This window comes from Actinoplanes hulinensis, from assembly GCF_019429605.1.
Lineage (GTDB): Bacteria > Actinomycetota > Actinomycetes > Mycobacteriales > Micromonosporaceae > Actinoplanes > Actinoplanes campanulatus.
In genome coordinates this window covers 132,959-151,304 of the sequence record NZ_JAHXZI010000010.1, presented here as the reverse complement: position 1 = coordinate 151,304, position 18,346 = coordinate 132,959, and the positions used below count along the sequence as shown (strand labels likewise).

Annotated in this window: 15 protein-coding genes; 8 read left to right on the top strand and 7 right to left on the bottom strand. The window is 70.2% G+C overall.

Annotation, left to right across the window (positions count from 1 at the left end; genetic code table 11):
* The first annotated feature begins 24 nt into the window (after positions 1-24).
* Together KZ829_RS20250 and KZ829_RS20245 are read left to right on the top strand one after the other, a co-directional pair.
* Entirely contained in the window at positions 25-849 is an 825-nt protein-coding gene (locus KZ829_RS20250) for a shikimate dehydrogenase (RefSeq protein ID WP_220145500.1), read from the top strand.
* Entirely contained in the window at positions 843-2,228 is a 1,386-nt protein-coding gene (locus tag KZ829_RS20245) for an Nramp family divalent metal transporter (protein ID WP_220145499.1), read from the top strand. Before KZ829_RS20250 ends, KZ829_RS20245 begins: the two co-directional genes overlap by 7 nt.
* Positions 2,229-2,265: 37 nt before the next feature.
* Here the strand turns inward: KZ829_RS20245 and KZ829_RS20240 are convergent, their stop codons facing one another.
* The 3 genes from KZ829_RS20240 to KZ829_RS20230 form a co-directional block, all read right to left on the bottom strand.
* Positions 2,266-3,030, bottom strand: a complete 765-nt coding sequence (locus KZ829_RS20240) for a peptidase (protein ID WP_220145498.1) — start codon at positions 3,028-3,030, stop codon at positions 2,266-2,268.
* Positions 3,030-4,277, bottom strand: coding sequence for a VWA domain-containing protein (locus KZ829_RS20235; RefSeq protein ID WP_220145497.1), 1,248 nt, complete (start codon positions 4,275-4,277; stop codon positions 3,030-3,032). Before KZ829_RS20235 ends, KZ829_RS20240 begins: the two co-directional genes overlap by 1 nt.
* 168 nt (positions 4,278-4,445) lie before the next feature.
* A complete protein-coding gene (locus KZ829_RS20230; RefSeq protein WP_220145496.1) occupies positions 4,446-5,612 on the bottom strand; it encodes an acyl-CoA dehydrogenase family protein in 1,167 nt (388 codons plus the stop codon).
* Positions 5,613-5,676: 64 nt separating this feature from the next.
* Between KZ829_RS20230 and KZ829_RS20225 the strand changes: the two genes are divergently transcribed.
* From KZ829_RS20225 to KZ829_RS20205, 5 genes are all read left to right on the top strand, one after another.
* Positions 5,677-6,675, top strand: coding sequence for a polyprenyl synthetase family protein (locus KZ829_RS20225; RefSeq protein ID WP_220145495.1), 999 nt, complete (start codon positions 5,677-5,679; stop codon positions 6,673-6,675).
* A 73-nt stretch (positions 6,676-6,748) separates the two neighbouring features.
* The gene (locus tag KZ829_RS20220; RefSeq protein ID WP_220145494.1) at positions 6,749-8,446 is read left to right on the top strand and encodes an Ig domain-containing protein; all 1,698 of its coding nucleotides are present in this window, start codon (positions 6,749-6,751) and stop codon (positions 8,444-8,446) included.
* Between the two features lie 14 nt (positions 8,447-8,460).
* Positions 8,461-9,075, top strand: coding sequence for a PilW family protein (locus KZ829_RS20215; protein ID WP_220145493.1), 615 nt, complete (start codon positions 8,461-8,463; stop codon positions 9,073-9,075).
* On the top strand, positions 9,072-10,544 hold the full coding sequence (locus tag KZ829_RS20210; RefSeq protein WP_220145492.1) for an RICIN domain-containing protein: 1,473 nt from the start codon (positions 9,072-9,074) through the stop codon (positions 10,542-10,544). The genes KZ829_RS20215 and KZ829_RS20210 overlap by 4 nt, the downstream gene beginning before the upstream one ends.
* 48 nt (positions 10,545-10,592) lie before the next feature.
* Positions 10,593-11,498 (top strand): DUF6282 family protein, encoded by a 906-nt coding sequence (locus tag KZ829_RS20205; protein WP_220145491.1) that lies wholly within the window; start codon positions 10,593-10,595, stop codon positions 11,496-11,498.
* Positions 11,499-12,244: 746 nt separating this feature from the next.
* On the opposite strand, the gene KZ829_RS44065 is transcribed toward KZ829_RS20205, so the two are convergent.
* The 3 genes from KZ829_RS44065 to KZ829_RS20190 form a co-directional block, all read right to left on the bottom strand.
* Complete coding sequence (locus KZ829_RS44065; RefSeq protein ID WP_220145490.1) at positions 12,245-13,018, bottom strand: hypothetical protein; 774 nt, start codon at positions 13,016-13,018, stop codon at positions 12,245-12,247.
* A complete protein-coding gene (locus KZ829_RS20195) occupies positions 13,015-13,515 on the bottom strand; it encodes a SigE family RNA polymerase sigma factor (RefSeq protein WP_308285591.1) in 501 nt (166 codons plus the stop codon). The genes KZ829_RS44065 and KZ829_RS20195 overlap by 4 nt, the downstream gene beginning before the upstream one ends.
* A 124-nt stretch (positions 13,516-13,639) precedes the next feature.
* The gene (locus KZ829_RS20190; RefSeq protein WP_220145488.1) at positions 13,640-16,078 is read right to left on the bottom strand and encodes a glycogen/starch/alpha-glucan phosphorylase; all 2,439 of its coding nucleotides are present in this window, start codon (positions 16,076-16,078) and stop codon (positions 13,640-13,642) included.
* Positions 16,079-16,209: 131 nt separating this feature from the next.
* On the opposite strand from KZ829_RS20190, the gene KZ829_RS20185 reads away from it, so the two are divergent.
* Positions 16,210-16,851, top strand: a complete 642-nt coding sequence (locus KZ829_RS20185; RefSeq protein WP_220145487.1) for a 4'-phosphopantetheinyl transferase family protein — start codon at positions 16,210-16,212, stop codon at positions 16,849-16,851.
* Here KZ829_RS20185 and KZ829_RS20180 read toward each other — a convergent pair whose 3' ends face one another.
* Positions 16,852-18,324, bottom strand: coding sequence for a glycosyltransferase family 39 protein (locus tag KZ829_RS20180; protein WP_220145486.1), 1,473 nt, complete (start codon positions 18,322-18,324; stop codon positions 16,852-16,854).
* Positions 18,325-18,346: the final 22 nt, after the last annotated feature.

Sequence of the window (18,346 nt, the reverse complement as noted above, 5' to 3'; positions counted from 1 at the left end):
CGTACATTAGAAGCGGAGATCAATATGGCGGCAAGCCGGTGCGGGTTGATCGGAGCCGGAATCGGCACGTCGCTGTCACCGGCGCTGCACGAGGCCGAGGGGCGCCACCACCACCTCGGGCTCACCTACACGCTGTTCGACACCGGGGAGACCGCGGATCTCGAACGGCTGCTCGACGAGGCCGACCGCGCCGGTTTCGCCGGGCTCAACATCACCCACCCGTTCAAGCAGCAGGTCATCAAGCACCTCGACGACCTCTCGCCGCAGGCCCGCGACATCGGTGCGGTCAACACCGTGGTCTTCCGGGACGGCCGGCGGCAGGGACACAACACCGACGCGTACGGCTTCGCCCAGTCCTTCCGTTCCCAACTGCCCGGCGTGACGACCCGTCACGTCGTGCAACTGGGCGCGGGCGGCGCCGGGGCGGCCTGTGCCCATGCGTTGCGTGAACTGGGCGCCGAGCGACTGACGATCGTGGACCCGGACGGGGCCCGCGGTGCGGAGCTTGCCGGCCGGATCGGCGCACGCCACGAGAAGACGGCCACGCCGGAGCTGCTCGCCGACGCCGACGGGCTGGTCAACGCCAGCCCGATCGGCATGCACCACCACCCGGGAACCCCGCTGCCCGCAGAGTCGCTCCACCGTGGCCTGTGGGTCGCCGACATCGTCTACATGCCGTTGGAGACGGAGCTGCTGCGTGCCGCCCGTGCCCGCGGTCTGCGGACGATCGGCGGCACGGCGATGTGCGCCTACCAGGCCGCCGCGGCGTTCGAGCTGTTCACCGGGCGTACCCCCGATATCGCGCGGATGTTGCTTCACCTCTCCCAGATCCTGGAGCGGCAATGCTGACCGAGACCACCACTCGTGAACTCCCCGAACCCCTCTCGCTACGCCGGATGGTCGGCCCCGGCATCGTCGCCGTCGGCATCGGCATGGCGGCCGGCGAGATCATCCTCTGGCCGTACCTGACCGCGATCGGCGGCCTGGGCCTGCTCTGGCTGGCGTTCACCACGCTGGCCGTGCAGTTCGTCATCAACATGGAGATCGAGCGTTACACCCTGGCCACCGGGCAGACCGTGGTCGCCGGCTTCTCCCGCTGGTGGAAGGGCTGGGGCGTCATCATCTGCCTGGCCGGCGCCTTCCAGTACGTCTGGCCCGGCTGGGCGACCAGCGGCTCGACCGTCTTCACGTACCTGATCGGGGGTGGCGACCCGGTCTGGATCACGGTGGCCACCCTGGTGATCATCGGCGTGCTGCTGTCACTGTCCAAGGTGGTCTACAAGACCGTCGAACGGGTCGAGGTCGTCAAGGTCGCCCTGACGCTGTTCTTCCTGGCCGTTGTGGTCGTCTTCGTGATCTCGCTGACCACCTGGGGCGACGGCGCGAAGGCCACGGTCACCGAGTTCGGGCAGATCCCGGACGGCATCACCTTCACCATGCTGCTCAGCGCGATCGGCGCGGCCGGCGCCGGTGGCGTGCACAACCTGGTGCTGAGCAACTGGATCCGGGACAAGCGGTACGGCATGGGCGCCCACGTCCCCCGGCTGATCTCCCCGATCACCGGGCAGGAGGAGGCGGCCGGCGGCGACCGGTACACGTTCCCGCTCGACGAGACGTCGATGGGCCGCTGGAAGGTGTGGTGGAAGCGGGCCAACATCGAGCACCTGGTCACGTTCGTGGCGGTCTGCTTCGTGACCATCGGCGTGATGAGCCTGCTCGCGTACGAGACGCTGTTCGGCCGGGGCGACCTCAAGTCGGACCCGTCGTTCCTGCGGATCCAGGGCGAGATCTTCGCGGACGAGGTCGGCCCGTGGCTGAAGCTGCTGTTCCTGGCGGTGGCCGCGGTCTCGCTGTGGGCCGCCGCGATGGGCCTGCTCGACATCATCGGCCGGGTGGCGTCGGACTTCCTGCGCCGCAACTACCTCGCCGATTCCGCGCGCTGGACCGAGCCGCGGATCTACCTGACCGTGGTGTGGGCGGAGATCGTGCTCGGCTCGGCCATCCTGCTGGCCGGCTTCACCCAGCCGCTCGGCCTGCTGATCGTCTCCACCTGCGCGGCCTCGGTGGTGACGCTGCTCTACTCGATCCTGCTGGTGAAGCTGAACACCCGGGACCTGCCGGCGCCGGTGCGGATGCGTGGCTGGCGGCTCGGCGGCATGATCGTGGCGATCGGCTTCTACGGCTTCTTCGCCATCGCGATGGTCGTCACCCAGCTCGACAAGCTGTAACGGGAAAGGGGGGCCGAGCGGCCCCCCTTTCATCGGATCAGGCCCGGCGGCGCCGGGTCCAGGAGAACCCGATCAGGCCGGTGATCGCGGCGATCACGCCACCGGCGGCCGTCCACACCCAGCGGGACGAGAAGTCCGGCAGCCAGTCCAGCGAGATGTCGTCATCGTCAGCCTCGGCCGTCGGCGACGGAGCGGCGGTCAGCACCTCGCCCGGGCGATTGTCCGGAACCAGGGGCGCCGCAAGCGATCCCTGGTCCGCGCTGGTGTCACCACTTACCGAAGTGAGGTTCAGGGCCACGTCGATCGGCAGGCCCAGGTCCTTCTCCGGCAGGTCGGTGCTGGAGAGCCGTACGTAGTAGGTGCCCGGCAGCGGGTCACCGTCCCACGGCTCGGCCCACGACCGGACCTGCCGCAGCCGGCAGCCGAGGGCCAGCTCGGTGTCGGAGACCGCGGCGACCGGGCTCTGCTCGCCGCCCACGCACGCCTGCCTCCGCCGCAGCCCGTCGAACACCTCGACGGTCCAGGACTGGGCGCCGGAACGGTCGGCGGCCTTCGACAGGTCCACGGTGACCGCGAGCTCCGGGCGCTGCCCGGCCTCGGCGGGGAACGACCAGTAGAGGTAGTCACCGGTGACCGCGGCGACCTTAACCGGCTGACCGGCGCCGATCGTCACCGCGGTCAGGAAGGAGGTGCCCGCCGAGCTGATCCCGGCGGCCGGCTTCGGCCCCTCCGAGGGGTCGGCGAGCGCGGGAGAGGGCAGCATGACGAAACCGAGGGCGATCAAAGCCGGCAGACTGCGCATCAGTTCACTCCCCACTTGGCGACCCACCAGCGGGTCAGCCATCCGGCCAGCACGCCGGCCACCAGTCCGGCGATCGCCAGCACGAACAGCAGCAGCAGGCCACGGCCCAGACCCGGCGCGTCCGGCGCCTCGGAGGCCGGGGCCAGGCCGATGCTCAGCTCGACCGGCATGCCGGGGGCGCCGGCCGCGGTGGCCGAGGCGAACGAGTTGCTGACCTCCAGGCAGATGTCCGAGGTCGCGGAGAGATCCGGTTCCTCGTCGCCGGACCAGCGCAGGCCCGCCGAGATCACGTCGGCGCGGCCGCTGCTCGCGTCCACCCCGCGGACCAGCTCCCGGCCGTCCATCGTGGCCGCCTTGATCAGTACGCCGTAGTCGCGGTTCAGCGGCCGGTCCAGCGCCACGCTCACCGAGGCGCGCAGCTCGTCACCGGAGTCGACGGCGACCCGGTAGTAGCGGTGCTCGCCGATCAGCTCCCGGTCGGTGTAGACGCCGGCAGCCAGGAGCGGCGCCTTGGCACAGTCCTTCGCGCCGGTCACCGCGGCCGGGGTCACCGGCGGCGGCAGCGCGGCCCGGTCGACCAGCTGCTTGATCCGGTCGGTCAGCTCGTCCTCGCTCTGCGCCGCGGCGTACGTGCCACCGGTCGCCTGCGAGATGCAGACCAGCTGCTTGCGGGTCTTCTCGTCGGGCGCCAGGCCGAGCGTGTCGATGACCAGCTCGGTGCCCTGCGCGGCCAGTTCCCGGGCGACGTCGCACGGGTCGGGCGGCGTGCAGGTGTCCTCGCCGTCGGTGATCAGCACGATCCGGCGTACCGATCCGGTGTCGCCCAGGTCCGCCGCCGCCTCGCGCAGGGCCAGGCCGATCGGGGTGAAGCCGGTCGGTTTCAGGGTGGCGATGGCGTTCTTGGCGGCGACCGGGTTGACCGTGCCGACCTTGACGATCTGCTGGGTGTCCTGGCAGCCGAGCCGCTTGTTCTTGCCGGCGTAGGTGGCGCCCAGCACCCGGATCCCGAGTTGGGTGGTCTCCGGCAGCGAGTCGACGACCTCGTTGAAGGCCTGCTTGGCGACGGCCATCCGGGTCGTACCGCCCTCGACGTCGGCGGCCTTCATCGATCCGCTCACGTCGAGCACCAGCTCGACCACGGGCGGTTCGGTCTCGGTCTCGTCGGCGAGCGCGGGGGTGGCGCCCAGGAACGCGGAGGCCGCGATCAATCCTATTGCTGCCACTAAGGACAGTTTCCTATGGATCACGCGGCAAGATCATAAACATGCGGCACGGGTACGGCGTACGCCGCCCCCGGACCACCGATCTACGCCCGGCGGCGCCTCGCGGGCGGGACCCGGCAGTGAGATCGGTCGGCGCCGCGGAGCGGGCGGAACGCGGTTGGGGACGGCGCACGCCGTACCGGAGAAAGGGTTTTATCGGTAGGCGGCGTGGCCGGTGAGCGTCTGGCCGATGACCAGCGTGTGGATCTCCGAGGTGCCCTCGTAGGTGACCACCGACTCGAGGTTGTTGGCGTGGCGCAGCGGGGAGTACTCCAGGGTGATGCCGCTGCCGCCCAGGATGCCGCGGCACTCGCGGGCGATGGCCAGCGCCCGGCGCACGTTGTTGAGCTTGCCGACGCTGATCTGGTGCGGCTTGAGCCGGCCGGCGTCCTTGAGCCGGCCCAGATGCATCGCGAGCAGGGCGGACGTGCCGAGGTCGACCGCCATGTCCGCCAGCTTGGCCTGGGTGAGCTGGAAGGCGGCGATCGGCCTGCCGAACTGGACGCGGTTGTTCGCGTAGCCGATCGTGGTGCGCAGCGAGTCGAGGGCCGCGCCGACCGAGCCGAACACGATGCCGAACCGGGCCTCGCTCAGGCAGCTCAGCGGGGCGCCCAGGCCGGCCGCCCCGGGCAGCATGGCCGAGGCGGGCAACCGGACGTCGTCGAAGGCCAGCTCACCGGTGATCGAGGCGCGCAGCGACAGCTTCCGCTTGATGGTCCGCGAGGTGAAGCCGGGGGTGTCCTTCGGTACGAGGAAGCCGCGGATGCCGTCCTCGGTCTGCGCCCAGACGGTGGCAACGTCGGCGATGCTGCCGTTGGTGATCCACATCTTGGAGCCGTTCAGGATCCAGTCGCCGCCGTCACGGACCGCGCGGGTACGCATGTTGGCCGGGTCGCTGCCGAAGTCCGGCTCGGTCAGGCCGAAGCAGCCGATCGCCTCGCCGGCCGCCATCCGGGGCAGCCACTCCTGGCGCTGTTCCTCGGAGCCGTACTTCCAGATCGAGAACATCGCGAGCGAGCCCTGCACCGAGACGAAACTGCGCAGCCCGGAGTCGCCGGCCTCCAGCTCCAGGCAGGCCAGGCCGTACGCCACGGCGCTGGTGCCGGCGCAGCCGTACCCCTCCAGGTGCATCCCGAGCACGCCCAGTTTGCCCAGCTCGGGGGCGAGTTCGCGGGGGAAGGTGCCGGCCTCGAACCAGTCCGCCACATGCGGGCGGACGTGGTCGGTCACGAACCGGGCCACCGTCTCCCGGATCTGCCGCTCCTCGTCGCTGAGCAGGCTGTCGATGTCGAGCAGGTCGAACGGATCAGTGACGGTCATCCGTCGATTCTGCACCGAGGGCCTGATCAGCGTGCTCTCAGCCGGGTGATCTAGCCTCTTGATCATGGCGGCCGCGATACCGGGACTCAGTGACCTCGTCGATCCGTCCGTCCGGGACGCCGTCTCGGGCTTCCTGGCGGATGTGGAGACCGGGCTGTACGCCGCCGTGGCCAGCCCCGACCCGCTGATCGCCGAGGTCGCGGCGCATCTGGTGCGGGCCGGCGGCAAGCGGTTCCGCCCGATGGTGGTGGCGCTGTGCGCCCGGTTCGGCGAGCCGAACCGCCCCGAACTGCTGCCGTCGGCGGTGCTCATGGAGCTGACCCACCTGGCCACCCTCTACCACGACGACGTGATGGACGAGGCGTCCCTGCGGCGCGGCGCGGCCAGCGCGAACTCGCGGTGGAGCAACCGGCTGGCCGTGTACGTCGGTGACTTCCTGCTGGCCCGGGCCGCGTCGATGGCCGCCGGCCTGGGCGACGAGGCGGTCCGCCTCCAGGCCGCCACCCTGTCGCAGCTGGTCCGCGGCCAGCTCGCCGAGACCGTCGGCCCGCGCGGCGGCGACCCGATCCGGCACCACCTGCGCGCCGTCGAGGACAAGACGGCCTCGCTGATCGCCACCTCGGCCCGGTTCGGTGGCCTGTACTCCGGGCTGTCCCCGGCGCACGTGGAGACGCTCGCCGCGTTCGGCACCGCCATCGGGATCGCCTTCCAGCTCTCCGACGACCTGCTCGACATCGCCTCCGAGTCGGCCCAGTCCGGCAAGACGCCCGGCACCGACCTGCGCGAGGGCGTGCCCACCCTGCCGGTGCTCTACGCCCTGTCCGACCCCTCCGCCGGCAGCCCCCGTCTGCGGGAACTGCTCAGCAAGGGCCCGCTCACCGACGATGGTGAGCATGCCGAGGCGCTGGCCCTGCTGCGTGAGTCGGCCGCGCTGAAGCAGGCCCGGGAGACCGTGCACGGCTACGCCGAGGCGGCTCGCCGCAGTGTCGGCACGCTGCCCGCCGGGGCCGCCCGGCAGACGCTGGAGCAGTTCTGCCACTACATCGCGGATCGCACCGGCTGAGTTTCCTCCACTCCGCCGTCGGGCTGCCGATGAGGCCCTGTGAATTCTCCGGAATGACACGGCAGGGAGTGCGATGCGCGGCGAACCGGTCCGATCCTCGGACGAGGGCTCCAGCCTTCTCGAGGTGCTCGTGTCGTTGGCTGTGATCAGCATCGCGATGGCCGGACTGGGCTCCTTCTTCATCACCGGCAACCTCGCCGTCGCGCACTCGCGTGACGTGCGCCAGGCGGTTCAGGTGGCCGCCGGTGGGCTCGAGGAGGTACGCGCGCTGGAGGGCAGCTCACTGCTGTCCGGGCGCGGGCCGGTCAAGGTCAAGGATCAGTGGGACGCCGCGCTGACCGGCCCGAGCCGCAAGAAGCTGAAGCCGTACCTGAGCAGCATGAAGATGGCCTCCGACCCGGAGATCAAGGACAGCGCCTCGACGGCGGGAGACGAGGCGCCCCTGTCGACCGCGACGCGGACGCTGACGGTGGGCAGCGCCACCTACGAGCGCACGATCTACGTCGGCAAGTGCGAGGTCTATTACCTGCGTAGCGACGACTGCGTCAACCCCGACGACTACACGGCGCCACCGAACAAGGCCGAGATCCTGCGGTACTTCCGGGTGGTCGTGCTGGTCACCTGGCCGGGGAAGAACTGCGCCGACGCCACGTGCAGCCACATCGCCTCGACGCTGGTCTCGGAGGCCGCCGAACCGACGTTCGACTCCAACCCGGGCGTTCCGAAGGTGGTGACCAGCGAGCTGACGTTCTACGTGGGCAGGGAGAAGGGCTACCAGCTCGACGTCGACGCCGGCAAGCCGCTCTACACCTGGACCATCGCATCCCGGCCGTCCTGGCTCACGGCGCCCACGGCGGTGGGCTACGTCACCGGCACACCCACCGCGGTGGGCGTGACGACCACGACGCTGCGGGTGACCGACAGCAACGGCATCTGGGACGAGCGACCGCTCAAGCTGACCGTGGTGCGGCCGCCGAGCCTCGCCGCGCTGCCCCCGTCGAAGAGCCTGGTCGGCGCGGACGTGTCGCTGACCCTCGCGGTGACCGGTGGCGTCCCGAAGTACACGTTCACCTCGACGAACCTGCCCGATGAGCTGAGTCTCGACCCCGCGAGCGGCGTGATCACCGGCCGGATCAGCAAGGCCGGCGCCTACCCGATCACGGTCCGGGTCGTGGACGCCAACGGCATGCCGTCCGACCCGATGACGTTCACGCACACCGTCTACCAACCGGTGACCCTGGCGGCGCTACCCGCGCAGTCGGTGAACCTGGGATCGGCGTTCTCCGCCACCGCGGTGGCGGCGGACGGTGCCGGGGCGTACACCTACACCCTCAGCGGCGCCCCGCTGGGTGTGACGATCGACGCGACCACCGGTGTCGTCTCCGGCACGCCGACGGTCCCCGGGCGGTACCTGCTGAAAGCCACCGTCACCGACGGTCTCGGCGGCACGGACAGCCAGACCTTCGAGCTGGTGGTGGCGACGACGACCAGGTTGACCTTCACCACGCCGAACCCGGTCGGTGCCGACCGGACATCGGTGGCGGGTACGGCGACCAGCCTGGTCCTCGCGACGAACGGGCCGAGCCTGTCGCTGGGGAACATCTCGTACACGGTGACCGGACTGCCGCCGGGGCTCACCTTCAACCATGGGCAGAAAACGATCACCGGTACGCCGACGACCAAGGGCACCTACCTGGTCACGATCACCGCGACCAGTACGCCACCGACGCCGCAGACCGCCGTCCTGAATCTCGTCTGGACCATCACGTGAGAAAGGGGAACCGGATGCGGCAGCACACCGACGACCAGGGTTTCTCCCTCGTCGAACTCATGGTGACGGTGGCGATCATGTCGGTCGTGACGCTGGTGATCGTCGGCGCCACGGTCCAGATCTACTCCGGCACGAAGTCGATCGACAACACCGCCGAGGTTCGCGACCAACTGGACAACAGCTTCCGCCGGCTGGACCGGGAACTGCGCTACGCGAACTGGATCTCCCCGCAGGGAAAGGTCGGCAACCGGTGGTTCATGGAGTACGAGACCAAGACCGGATGCCGGCAGCTGAAGATCGAGAACGGCGTGCTGTCCCTGGCGGAATGGGCGTCGGGCACGACGCCGGGCACGGCCGCGGCGGTGGCCAGCGGAATCACCCTGATCAGCGGCGTCGACCCCTTCAACCTCCTCCTCGCCGGGGCGAAGCCGTATGCCTCGGCCAGTCCTGGAACCGGTATGGGCGCCAATTACGAGACCGAGTTCCAGCAGGTCAGGATGCACTTCATGGTGAAGGCCGGAACGGTCACACTGCCTTTCGAGTCGGTTTTCACCGCGCAGAACCTCAGCCGTAGCGCCGCCGGTAAGACCTCCACCAAAGAATGCGACAAGGGCAGGCCGACCTCATGATGCGTATCCGTGGCACGGACGACCGTGGCTCGCTGCCGATGGCGATGCTGGTCATCACCATCGGGCTGTCCCTGTCGGCGGCGCTGCTCCCGCTGGTCGTCCGGCAGGTCAAGTCGACGACCGGTTTCGCCGACCGCACCGCCGCTCTGAACGGGGCGCAGGTCGGGCTGGACGTCGTGATGGCCCGGGTCCGGGCGGCCTCCGACAGCCTCAAGAACGGCAAGCTGGAGGACATGCCGCAGTGTCACATCACCGGTGACGCCGGGGTGGACGGGACCGGCGAGAAACTGCTCTACGACGTCACCATCGCCTATCTCAAACGGGACGGCAGCCCGATCGCCTGCCCGCTCGCCGAGATCCCGGCCAGGGCCACGGTGACCTCGGTGGGCACCAGCAGCAGCAGCCGGACGCTGACCGCCACCTACACGTTCTCCACCACCAACAACAACATCGACGGCGGCGCGATCCGGATCGACTCGCCGTCCGCCAAGACCCTGTGCATGGACGCCGGATCACGGACGCCGGTGAGCGGCGCCGGACTGACCATGCAATGGTGCAACGGGAGCAGCACCCAGCAGTTCGGTTACACCAAGGAGCTGTACCTCAAGCTGATCAACTCGGAGTCGGCGGCCGCGCCGCGCGGGTCCTGCCTGCACTCGGGCGCGTCCCACAGCAAGAACAACCCCGTCGTCCTGCGGCCGTGCCCGGATCCCGGCTCCCCGGAAGGCCTGTTCCAGTTCAGCCTGGACGGCAACAGCCAGTTCCACTCGGTCACCGCCGGGAACGTCACGGAGAACAGTCTCTGCGTCAACGTGAAGAACGCGAACACCGCCGGAAGCATCGTCGTCCTCGGCGACTGCAACTCCAGCAGCACCCAGACCATCTGGCGGTCCGAGACCACGGTCGGCGCCGGCATGGCCGGTGACAGCACCAACCAGCTCGTCAACTACGCCCAGTTCAGCCGATGCCTGGACCTCACCAACAAGGAACCGAAGTCCACGTACATGATCGCCTGGTTCTGCAAGCAGGATCCGCAGGGCAGGGTCGACTGGAACCAGCAGTTCGTGCACCCGGTGCCGGTGAGCCCGGCGTTCAGCGCCGAGGGCAACATCGTGGTGACGAAGGACGGCGTGGAGTACTGCCTCAAGTCGCCGCTGAGCACCGCGTCGGACGTCTACGCGACGGTGGTCAACTGCGACAACGTCACCGCCGCCAACCCGCGTAAGGACAAGAACCTGTGGTGGAAGGTGGTGCACGACACCGGGGTGTACGCCACCAGCTACCGGATCATCGACAGTGACGGGAACTGCCTGGCGCCCACCGATCTGAAGGCCACGCCCAAGGACACCCACTCCGACGGCACCAGCAAGGTCAAGGTCTACCAGTGCAGCAGTTCGGAGCTCCAGAAATGGAACGCGCCGGCGAACATCAGCCGGACCACGCCGATCTCCGACGTCGTGGAGAAGTAGGAGCGCGGGAGCCGGAAACCGGCCGGCCCGTGGCAGCATGGCGACATCATGACTGAGCCGTCAGCCGCCGCCCGCGCGCTGGTCGCCGGGGCCTACGACACACATGTGCACGTGGCCCCGGACGTGATGGACCGGCGCATCGACGATCTGGATCTGGCCAGGCGCTGCCGTGAGGTGGGCCTGGCTGGTTTCGTCCTGAAATCGCACTATGTCACGACAGCGGAACGCGCCGCCGTCGTCCGTAGAGCCGTCCCCGGCGTCGACGTGCTCGGCGCCATCACCCTGAACGGCTCGATGGGCGGCATGAACCCGGCCGCCGTCGAGATCGCCGGCCGCCTCGGCGCCCGCATCGTCTGGATGCCCACGGTCGACTCGCGCAACCAGCGCACCAGCACCGCCGGCGACCTGCCCGGCGCGAAACCGGCCATGTGGGGCGCGCTCCAGGCCGACCTGCACGCCCAGGGCATCGTCCCGGACATCGTCGAGGTGCTCTCCCCGGACGGCATGGTCCTCGAACCGGTCCGCCGGGTGCTCCGGGTGATCGCCCGGCACGACATGGTGCTGGCCACCGGGCACCTCGCCGCCGCCGAGATCATCGCCGTGGTGCTGGCCGCCCGCGCGGAGGGCGTCCGGCGCATCGTCGTCACCCACCCCGAGTTCACCTCGCAGCGCCTCCCGGTGGCCGACCAGATCCGGCTGGCCGCGCTCGGCGTCCTCCTGGAGCGCTGCTTCACCACCCCGCACACCGGCAAGGTCTCCTGGGACGACCTGATCGCCGCCATCCGCGCCGTCGGGCCCGAGTACTCGCTGCTCTCCAGCGACCTGGGTCAGCCCTTCAACCCGCCGGTCGAGGACGGGCTCGCCCTCTTCGCCGACCGCCTGCTCGGCGCGGGCTTCACCTCGGCCGAGATCCACACCATGGCCGTCGTCAACTCACGCTTCATCGCTCTATGAACCCATTTCCGGTACGGGCTTCGCCGCCCTCGACCGCACCGGGCCCGCTCCGCGGCTCCCCGCGACCCGCTGCCGGGTCGAGCCTCTGCCGCGACCGCCGGGCTGACTCGGTGGTCCAGCCTGACCGGGCGGCTGGCGCCGCGCGGTCCGGCCCGGGCGGCTGCCTGCCGCGCGGGCCATCGGGATCCGGTCACCGTCGGCCGTTCGAGTCATCCGCAAGCATCGATGTAGATCTTGAGTGCTCGTCGTCGAGCGGCGTGATCTTGGGCGATCGTGGCCATCCGGATGCATCCGATCGCCCAAGGTCTTCCAGGGGAAATGGATCATGGGTGATGATCTGCTGCCGGATGGCAACCAGGAATCAAGATCGGCCCGAAAGCTACTGTCGCCCAAGATCGCCGGCGAGTCGGGGTGACGCCGCAGCCATCCGAATGCGCGACCTGACATCGCGGCCGCCCACAACCGAGAAACAGGCTCTCCGGCTACCTCGATCTTCCACAAGGCCGCTGGACCGCGACCACCCGCCCAGCGTGACCGCAAGCGGCGGCGGCCGTCACCGGCGGCAGACGGGGTGGCGGCGAACAGGCCGGCCCGCCCGGGCACCGATCTGCGCCCGGCGGGCGCGGCACAGGCCGGAGTAGGCAGCAAGCACGCGCCGACCGGACGGGACGGCCCTGATGAGGCGGGGCGAGGACACGCGTACCGGAAAAGGGGCTGGAAGCGAAACGAGGACCTACGGAAGATCTCTAGGAGAAGTCGCCGTTGACCTTCAAAGGGCCGGAGGTGGCCTCGTAGGTGTCGCCGCCCGCGTCGCGGCCGCCGGACGGGTGGGCGTATTTCGCCGTGAACGTGTAGGTGCCCGGGGCCAGCGTGTCCGCCGAGGCCAGGGTGAAGCGGTAGAGGAAGGCGCCCGGCTCCTCGGTCACCGTGGTCGTCACCGACGCGCCCGGGGTCGACTTGGTGCCGCCCCGGGAGGTGAGGCCGTCGGTGCGGGCCACCCGGATCACCACCTCGAGCGTCCTCAGCTCCGCGGTGGTTCTTAGGGTGACCACCGACGCTCCCGAGGTGTCGCCGCTGTCCGGATCGACGGAGCCGTCCGACCAGAGCGGGCCCTGTTCGACCCGGGTGCCGCCGGGCTGCGCCTTGGTGGGCGCCGGCGGCGTGGGCGTCGGCTTCCGGGTGGGCGTGGTCCGGCTGGGGGTGGGCTTCGTGGTGGCCGGGGCGATGCTCACCGGCGCGGTCGGCTCCGGCGAGGGCACGGTCGGCGCCGGGGTGGCCTCGTCCCGGTCGATCGAGTTGGCCAGGGCCCACGTGCCGATGCCGCCGCCACCGAAGAGGACCACCACGGCGGCGACCACGGTGGCCATCCGCACCCGGGGGCCGCGGCGTGGCGTGCGGCGGCGGCCGGAGTCCTGCATGGCGGCCGTGCTGATCCGGTCCAGCATCGCCTCGCGGTCGGGCTGGTGGGCGGCCGCCTCGGACCGCAGGGCGGCGCGCAGACCATCGTCGGAGAGCCTCATCGGGCCGCCTCCCAGCCGTCGGTTCGGACATGGTCACCCAGTAGTTCGGCAAGTTGCCGCGCGCCCCGGGAGGTGGCGCTCTTCACCGCGCCGACGGAGATGTCGAGAATCGCGGCCACTTCACGTTCCGGCAGGTCGAAGGCGTACCGCAGGACCACGCAGGCCCGCCGCCGGTGGGGCAGCCGGCGCAGCGCTCCGCGCACGTCGAGGACGGCCGGCACGTCGGTGTCCCGGCCGCGGCGCAGCGACCCGAACGACAGCAGCCGTTCCCGGCCGCGCCGGCGCACCCACTGGCGGGACAGGTTCATCACGATGCCGTGGCCGTACGCCACCGGGTCGTCGGCCGCGTCCACCCGGTCCCAGTGCCGCCACACCTCGGTCAGCGCGTCGGCGGCCAGATCGTCGGCCACCTGGGACTCGCCGGTCATCAGGTACGCCAGACGTGACAGCGAGGCGTGATGCCGCTCGAAATACGCGCGGAACGCGTCGTCGCGCACTGGTGAGCACCCCCTGTTCCGGACCGGCGACATCAGAGATCTTGGCAGGTTACCGGCTCGGCGGCGGGCACGCCGAAGGGGTACGAGGGGTGCTCACCCCTCGTACCCCTTCGGATGTGCCTGCTCAGTCCTCCTTCGGGACCGGGACCGGGGCGACCCGCCAGATGCGGGCCGCGTAGTCGGAGACCGTGCGGTCGGAGCTGAAGAAGCCGCTGTGCGCCGTGTTGAGTACCGACATGCGCGCCCACCGCTGCGGGTCGCGCCAGGCCTGGTCGACCTCGTCCTGACTCTCCACGTAGGAGCGGAAGTCGGCGAGCGTGAGGTACTCGTCGCGGCCCAGGAGGGAGCCGGCGACCCGCTGGCCCGCCTCGCCGAACGTGCCGGCGCGCAGGGTGTCGAGGGCGGCCCGCAGCTCACCGTCGCCCTCGTAGTAGGCCCACGGGCTGTACCCCTGCTGGTGGGCGTTGGCGGCCTGGTACGCGTCCATGCCGAAGAGGAAGAAGTTCTCCGCGCCGACCCGCGCCCGGATCTCGATGTTGGCGCCGTCCAGCGTGCCGATGGTGATCGCGCCGTTGAGGGCCAGTTTCATGTTTCCGGTGCCGGACGCCTCCTTGCCGGCCAGCGAGATCTGCTCGCTCAGGTCGGCGGCCGGGATGATGCGCTCGGCCAGGGTGACGTTGTAGTTCTCCGGGAACACCACCTTGAGGTGGGGGGAGACGACCGGGTCCGCGGCGATCCGGGCCGCGATTTTGGCGATCAGCCGGATGATCTCCTTGGCCGCGTGGTAGGCGGGCGCCGCCTTCCCGGCGAACAGCACGGTACGCGGCACCCAGTCGGCGCTGGGATCGGCGCGGATCCGGTGGTACATGGCGATCACGTGCAGCAGCTTGAGCTGTTGCCGCTTGTACTCGTGGAACCGCTTGATCATCACGTCGGTGAGCGAGTCCGGGTCGCCGGCGGCCAGGTCGACCTTGTTGGCCCGCTTGATCGCCCGCCAGCGCTCCAGGAACGACGCGTCGCCGGCGAGCGCCTCCAGCCCGGCGAGCCGTTCCAGGTCGCCGAGCCAGCCGTCGCCGCCGAGCCCTTCGGTGATCAGGTCGGAGAGCCGCGGGTTGGCGATCTTGACGAACCGGCGGGGTGAGACGCCGTTCGTGACGTTCTGGAACTTGGCCGGCCACAGCTCGGCGAAGTCGTTGAGCACGGTCTCGCGCAGCAGCTTGGAGTGCAGTTCGGCCACGCCGTTGACGGCCTCGGTGCCGACCACCGCGAGGTGTGCCATCCGGACCCGGCGCTCCGGCTCCTCGCCGATGATCGACATGCGGCGCACCCGGTCGTGGTCACCCGGGAACCGGGCCTCGACCTCCTTCAGGAACAGCATGTTGATCAGGTAGATGATCTCCAGGTGCCGGGGGAGCAGCCGCTCGAACATGTGCACCGGCCACGTCTCCAGCGCCTCCGGCAGCAGGGTGTGACAGGTGTACGCGAACGTCCGCCGGGTGATCGACCAGGCCTCTTCCCACTCCACCTCGTACTCGTCGACGAGCAGCCGCATCAGCTCGGCGATGGCAATCGTCGGGTGGGTGTCGTTGAGCTGGATGACGGTCTTGTCGGCGAACTCGGCCCAGCCCTCGTTGCGCAGCCGGAACCGCCGGATGATGTCCCGCAGCGAGCAGGAGACCAGGAAGTACTGCTGCTTGAGGCGCAGCTCCCGGCCCAGCTCGGTGCTGTCGTCGGGATAGAGGACCTTGCTGATGTTCTCGGCGCGCACCGCCTCCTGGACGGCCTCGGCGTACTGGCCGGCGGAGAAGCGGCTCAGGTCGAAGGACGCCTCACTGCCCCGGGCCCGCCACAGCCGGACGATGTTGACCGTCTCGGTGCCGTAGCCGGGGACCAGCATGTGGCTGGGCTCGCCGAGCACGATCTCGCCGGGCACCCAGCGCTTGCGGGTCTGCTCGCCGGGGATCGGCTCGGTGTGCCCGTAGAAGCCGACGGTCTGCCGGTCGTCGGGGGCCGGGAACTCCCACGGGTTGCCGTGGAAGGCCCAGTCGTCGGGGCGCTCGGTCTGCCCCTCCTCGGTGATGATCTGGTGGAAGATGCCGAAGTCGTAGCGGATGCCGTAGCCGACCGCCGGGATGTCCCGGGTGGCCATCGAGTCGACCAGGCAGGCGGCGAGGCGGCCCAGGCCGCCGTTGCCGAGGCCCGGTTCGATGTCCAGATCCTCCAGGTCCTCCAGGCTGAAGCCGAGGGTCTTGACCGCCTCGGCGGCCAGGTCGCCGGTGCCGGAGTAGAGCAGGTTCTGCTCCAGTTGAGCGCCGAGAAGGTACTCCGCGGAGAGGTAGTAGACCCATCTGGGGTTGGTGGCGAAGTGCGCGGCCGCGGTGCGGGACCGCCGCTCGGCGAGCCGGTCCCGCACGGTGAGGGAGAGCGTCTCGTACGCGTCGCGCGCGCTCGCCGACTCGACCGTCGTGCCACGCCGGTAGAAGAGGTTGCTCAACAGGTCCTGCTGGAACTCATCGGCGGTCTTGCCCGGTCGGCGCGGACCGATGCCCTGTCGAAGATCCATGCCGCCATTGTGCCCGCCGAAGGTTTCGGATGGCCGCCCTTCCTGGTAACTCCCGGATGGCCCGATTCGTTGATCTATGCCGGATATAACCGATGAAGCGGATGACGACCCGGGGTGGGACACTCCCGTTCGTGCTCGAGATCCTCCTCCCCTCGCCGGTGGTCACCGCCGTGGCGTACACCGACCGCGAGGACGAGCCGTGCTTCGCGGGTGAGGAGGACATGATCGCCACGGCGGTCGCCGGCCGCCGCCGCGAGTTCGTCACCGCCCGCCGCTGCGCCCGCGAGGCGCTGGCGGGCATCGGCGTGCCGGCCGTCCCGATCCGCAGCGGCCCCCGCCGGGAACCGCTCTGGCCGTCCGATGTGGTCGGCAGTCTCACCCACTGCGCCGGATTCCGTGGCGCGGCCGTGGCCCGGTCCGGCGACCTGGCGGGCATCGGCGTCGACGCCGAACCGCACGCCCCGCTGCCGCCCCGGGTGATCGGCGCGGTCACCGCACCCGGTGATGTCGAGCACCTCGCCGATCTGTCCGGAAAGGACCCGTCGGTGCACTGGGACCGGCTGCTGTTCAGCGCCAAGGAGTCGGTCTACAAGGCGTGGTTCCCGCTGACCGGGCGGTGGCTCGGCTTCGAGGAGGCGGCCCTGACCGTCGACCCGGCCGGGAACGCCTTCACGGCCCGGCTGCTGGTGGACGCCCCGTTCCCGGCCCTGCACGGCCGCTACCTGATCGGGAACGGGCTGGTCGTGACCGCGGTGACCGTCGCGCACCCCTGATCAGTCGTAGTGCTGGAGGCGGGGCCAGACCGTCGACCACGGCTCGTTGCGGCGGCAGAGGTAGACGCGGGCGCCGACCTCCTCGTTCTCCACGCCGAGCGTGTTGCTCAGGGTGGCCTTGGGCACGCAGCCGCCGATCAGCTCGTTCGCCCGCTCCGGCGGGGCCTGCAACACGGCCAGGATGATCGTCTTCGACTCCGGCGGCGGACCGAACTCGTACAGCGCGTTGTGCCCGCTGTAGACCTCGGGCAGGCCGAGCGGTGGCCCGAACCGGTCGAGCGCCCCGGCCTCGCCGTAGTTGCCGGTGAACAGCACCGTCTTGCGCTGCTCCACCGGATCCAGGTCGGCGTGGACGGTGGCGACCTGCCACACGTACTGTCGCCAGCCGATCTGGTCCGGGATGGTCGAGTTGGCGGCGGCCGGGAACGAGCCGGCCACATCCTTCGCGGGGATCACCGGCAGCGACATCGTCACGCCGGCCACCGAGGAGACGATCACCCCGCCGGCGAGCAGCGCCTGCCGCCCGCCCCGCCCGGCCACCCACCGCTCGGTCGGCACGGCGCCCAGCGCGAACAGGCCGAGGAGCAGGCCGAGCGGATAGTACGGCTGCCCGGCGGTGACCAGCACCACCACGAGCATCAGCGGATAGGCGACGGCGATGGACCTCAGGCGCCGCAGCCGGGGGTCGCGGACCAGCGTGACCACCCCGGCGATCCACACCGGAGGCAGGGTGAGCAGGACGATCTGCATCGGCAGCAGCAGGATCCGCGACTCGGTCCCCTTGTTCTCGGCGATCGCGGCCGCCATCTCCGCTTGCGGGAACCCGTTGAGCACCTGGTAGATCAGGTTCGGCAGGCCGATCAGCACGGCCAGCGCGACGCCGCCCCACAGGTGCCGGGAGCGCAGCACCGACCGTGGCCCGGCGATCAGCAGCCCGGCGCCCAGGCAGACCAGCAGCAGGATCACCAGGTGCTTGTTGTAGAGGCCGAGCCCGGCCACCACACCCGCGCCGAGCCAGGCCCGTGGCCGTTCCCAGAGCAGGGCGCGCACCACGAAGAGCAGCACGCCGAGCCAGATCAGCAGGTCGGTGGCCGCGGTCGCGGCGACGTGCGCGGCGGTGAGCGGGAAGGTGCCGAAGATCCCGGTGGCGGCGAGCGACTGGGCGATCGGGCCGCCGCCGGCCTCCCGGGCGATCCCGGCGGCCACGACGGCGGTGAGCCCGAGCAGTACGGCCGGGAGCACCCGGATCGCCCACAGGTCGTCGCCGAACAGCTCGATCCCGAACCGGACCAGCAGCGGCGTGAACGGCGGCTGGTCGGTGTAGCCCCACTGTGGATGCTCGCCGAGCATGCGGAAGTAGAGTTCGTCCCGGTGGTAGCCGTACCCGTCGGCGGTGTAGAGCAGCAGCAGCGCGGCACCCGCCGCGATCAGGCCGACCGGCCACCACGCGATCGGCCTGCGACCGATCTCCATGCGCTTCGTAATCGTGATGTCA

Coding starts and splice junctions, on each gene's coding strand:
- KZ829_RS20250 (WP_220145500.1), top strand. CDS start 25: ATGGCGGCAAGCCGGTGCGGGTTGATCGGAGCCGGAATCGGCACGTCG.
- KZ829_RS20245 (WP_220145499.1), top strand. CDS start 843: ATGCTGACCGAGACCACCACTCGTGAACTCCCCGAACCCCTCTCGCTA.
- KZ829_RS20240 (WP_220145498.1), bottom strand. CDS start 3,030: ATGCGCAGTCTGCCGGCTTTGATCGCCCTCGGTTTCGTCATGCTGCCC.
- KZ829_RS20230 (WP_220145496.1), bottom strand. CDS start 5,612: ATGACCGTCACTGATCCGTTCGACCTGCTCGACATCGACAGCCTGCTC.
- KZ829_RS20225 (WP_220145495.1), top strand. CDS start 5,677: ATGGCGGCCGCGATACCGGGACTCAGTGACCTCGTCGATCCGTCCGTC.
- KZ829_RS20220 (WP_220145494.1), top strand. CDS start 6,749: ATGCGCGGCGAACCGGTCCGATCCTCGGACGAGGGCTCCAGCCTTCTC.
- KZ829_RS20215 (WP_220145493.1), top strand. CDS start 8,461: ATGCGGCAGCACACCGACGACCAGGGTTTCTCCCTCGTCGAACTCATG.
- KZ829_RS20210 (WP_220145492.1), top strand. CDS start 9,072: ATGATGCGTATCCGTGGCACGGACGACCGTGGCTCGCTGCCGATGGCG.
- KZ829_RS20205 (WP_220145491.1), top strand. CDS start 10,593: ATGACTGAGCCGTCAGCCGCCGCCCGCGCGCTGGTCGCCGGGGCCTAC.
- KZ829_RS44065 (WP_220145490.1), bottom strand. CDS start 13,018: ATGAGGCTCTCCGACGATGGTCTGCGCGCCGCCCTGCGGTCCGAGGCG.
- KZ829_RS20190 (WP_220145488.1), bottom strand. CDS start 16,078: ATGGATCTTCGACAGGGCATCGGTCCGCGCCGACCGGGCAAGACCGCC.
- KZ829_RS20180 (WP_220145486.1), bottom strand. CDS start 18,324: ATGGAGATCGGTCGCAGGCCGATCGCGTGGTGGCCGGTCGGCCTGATC.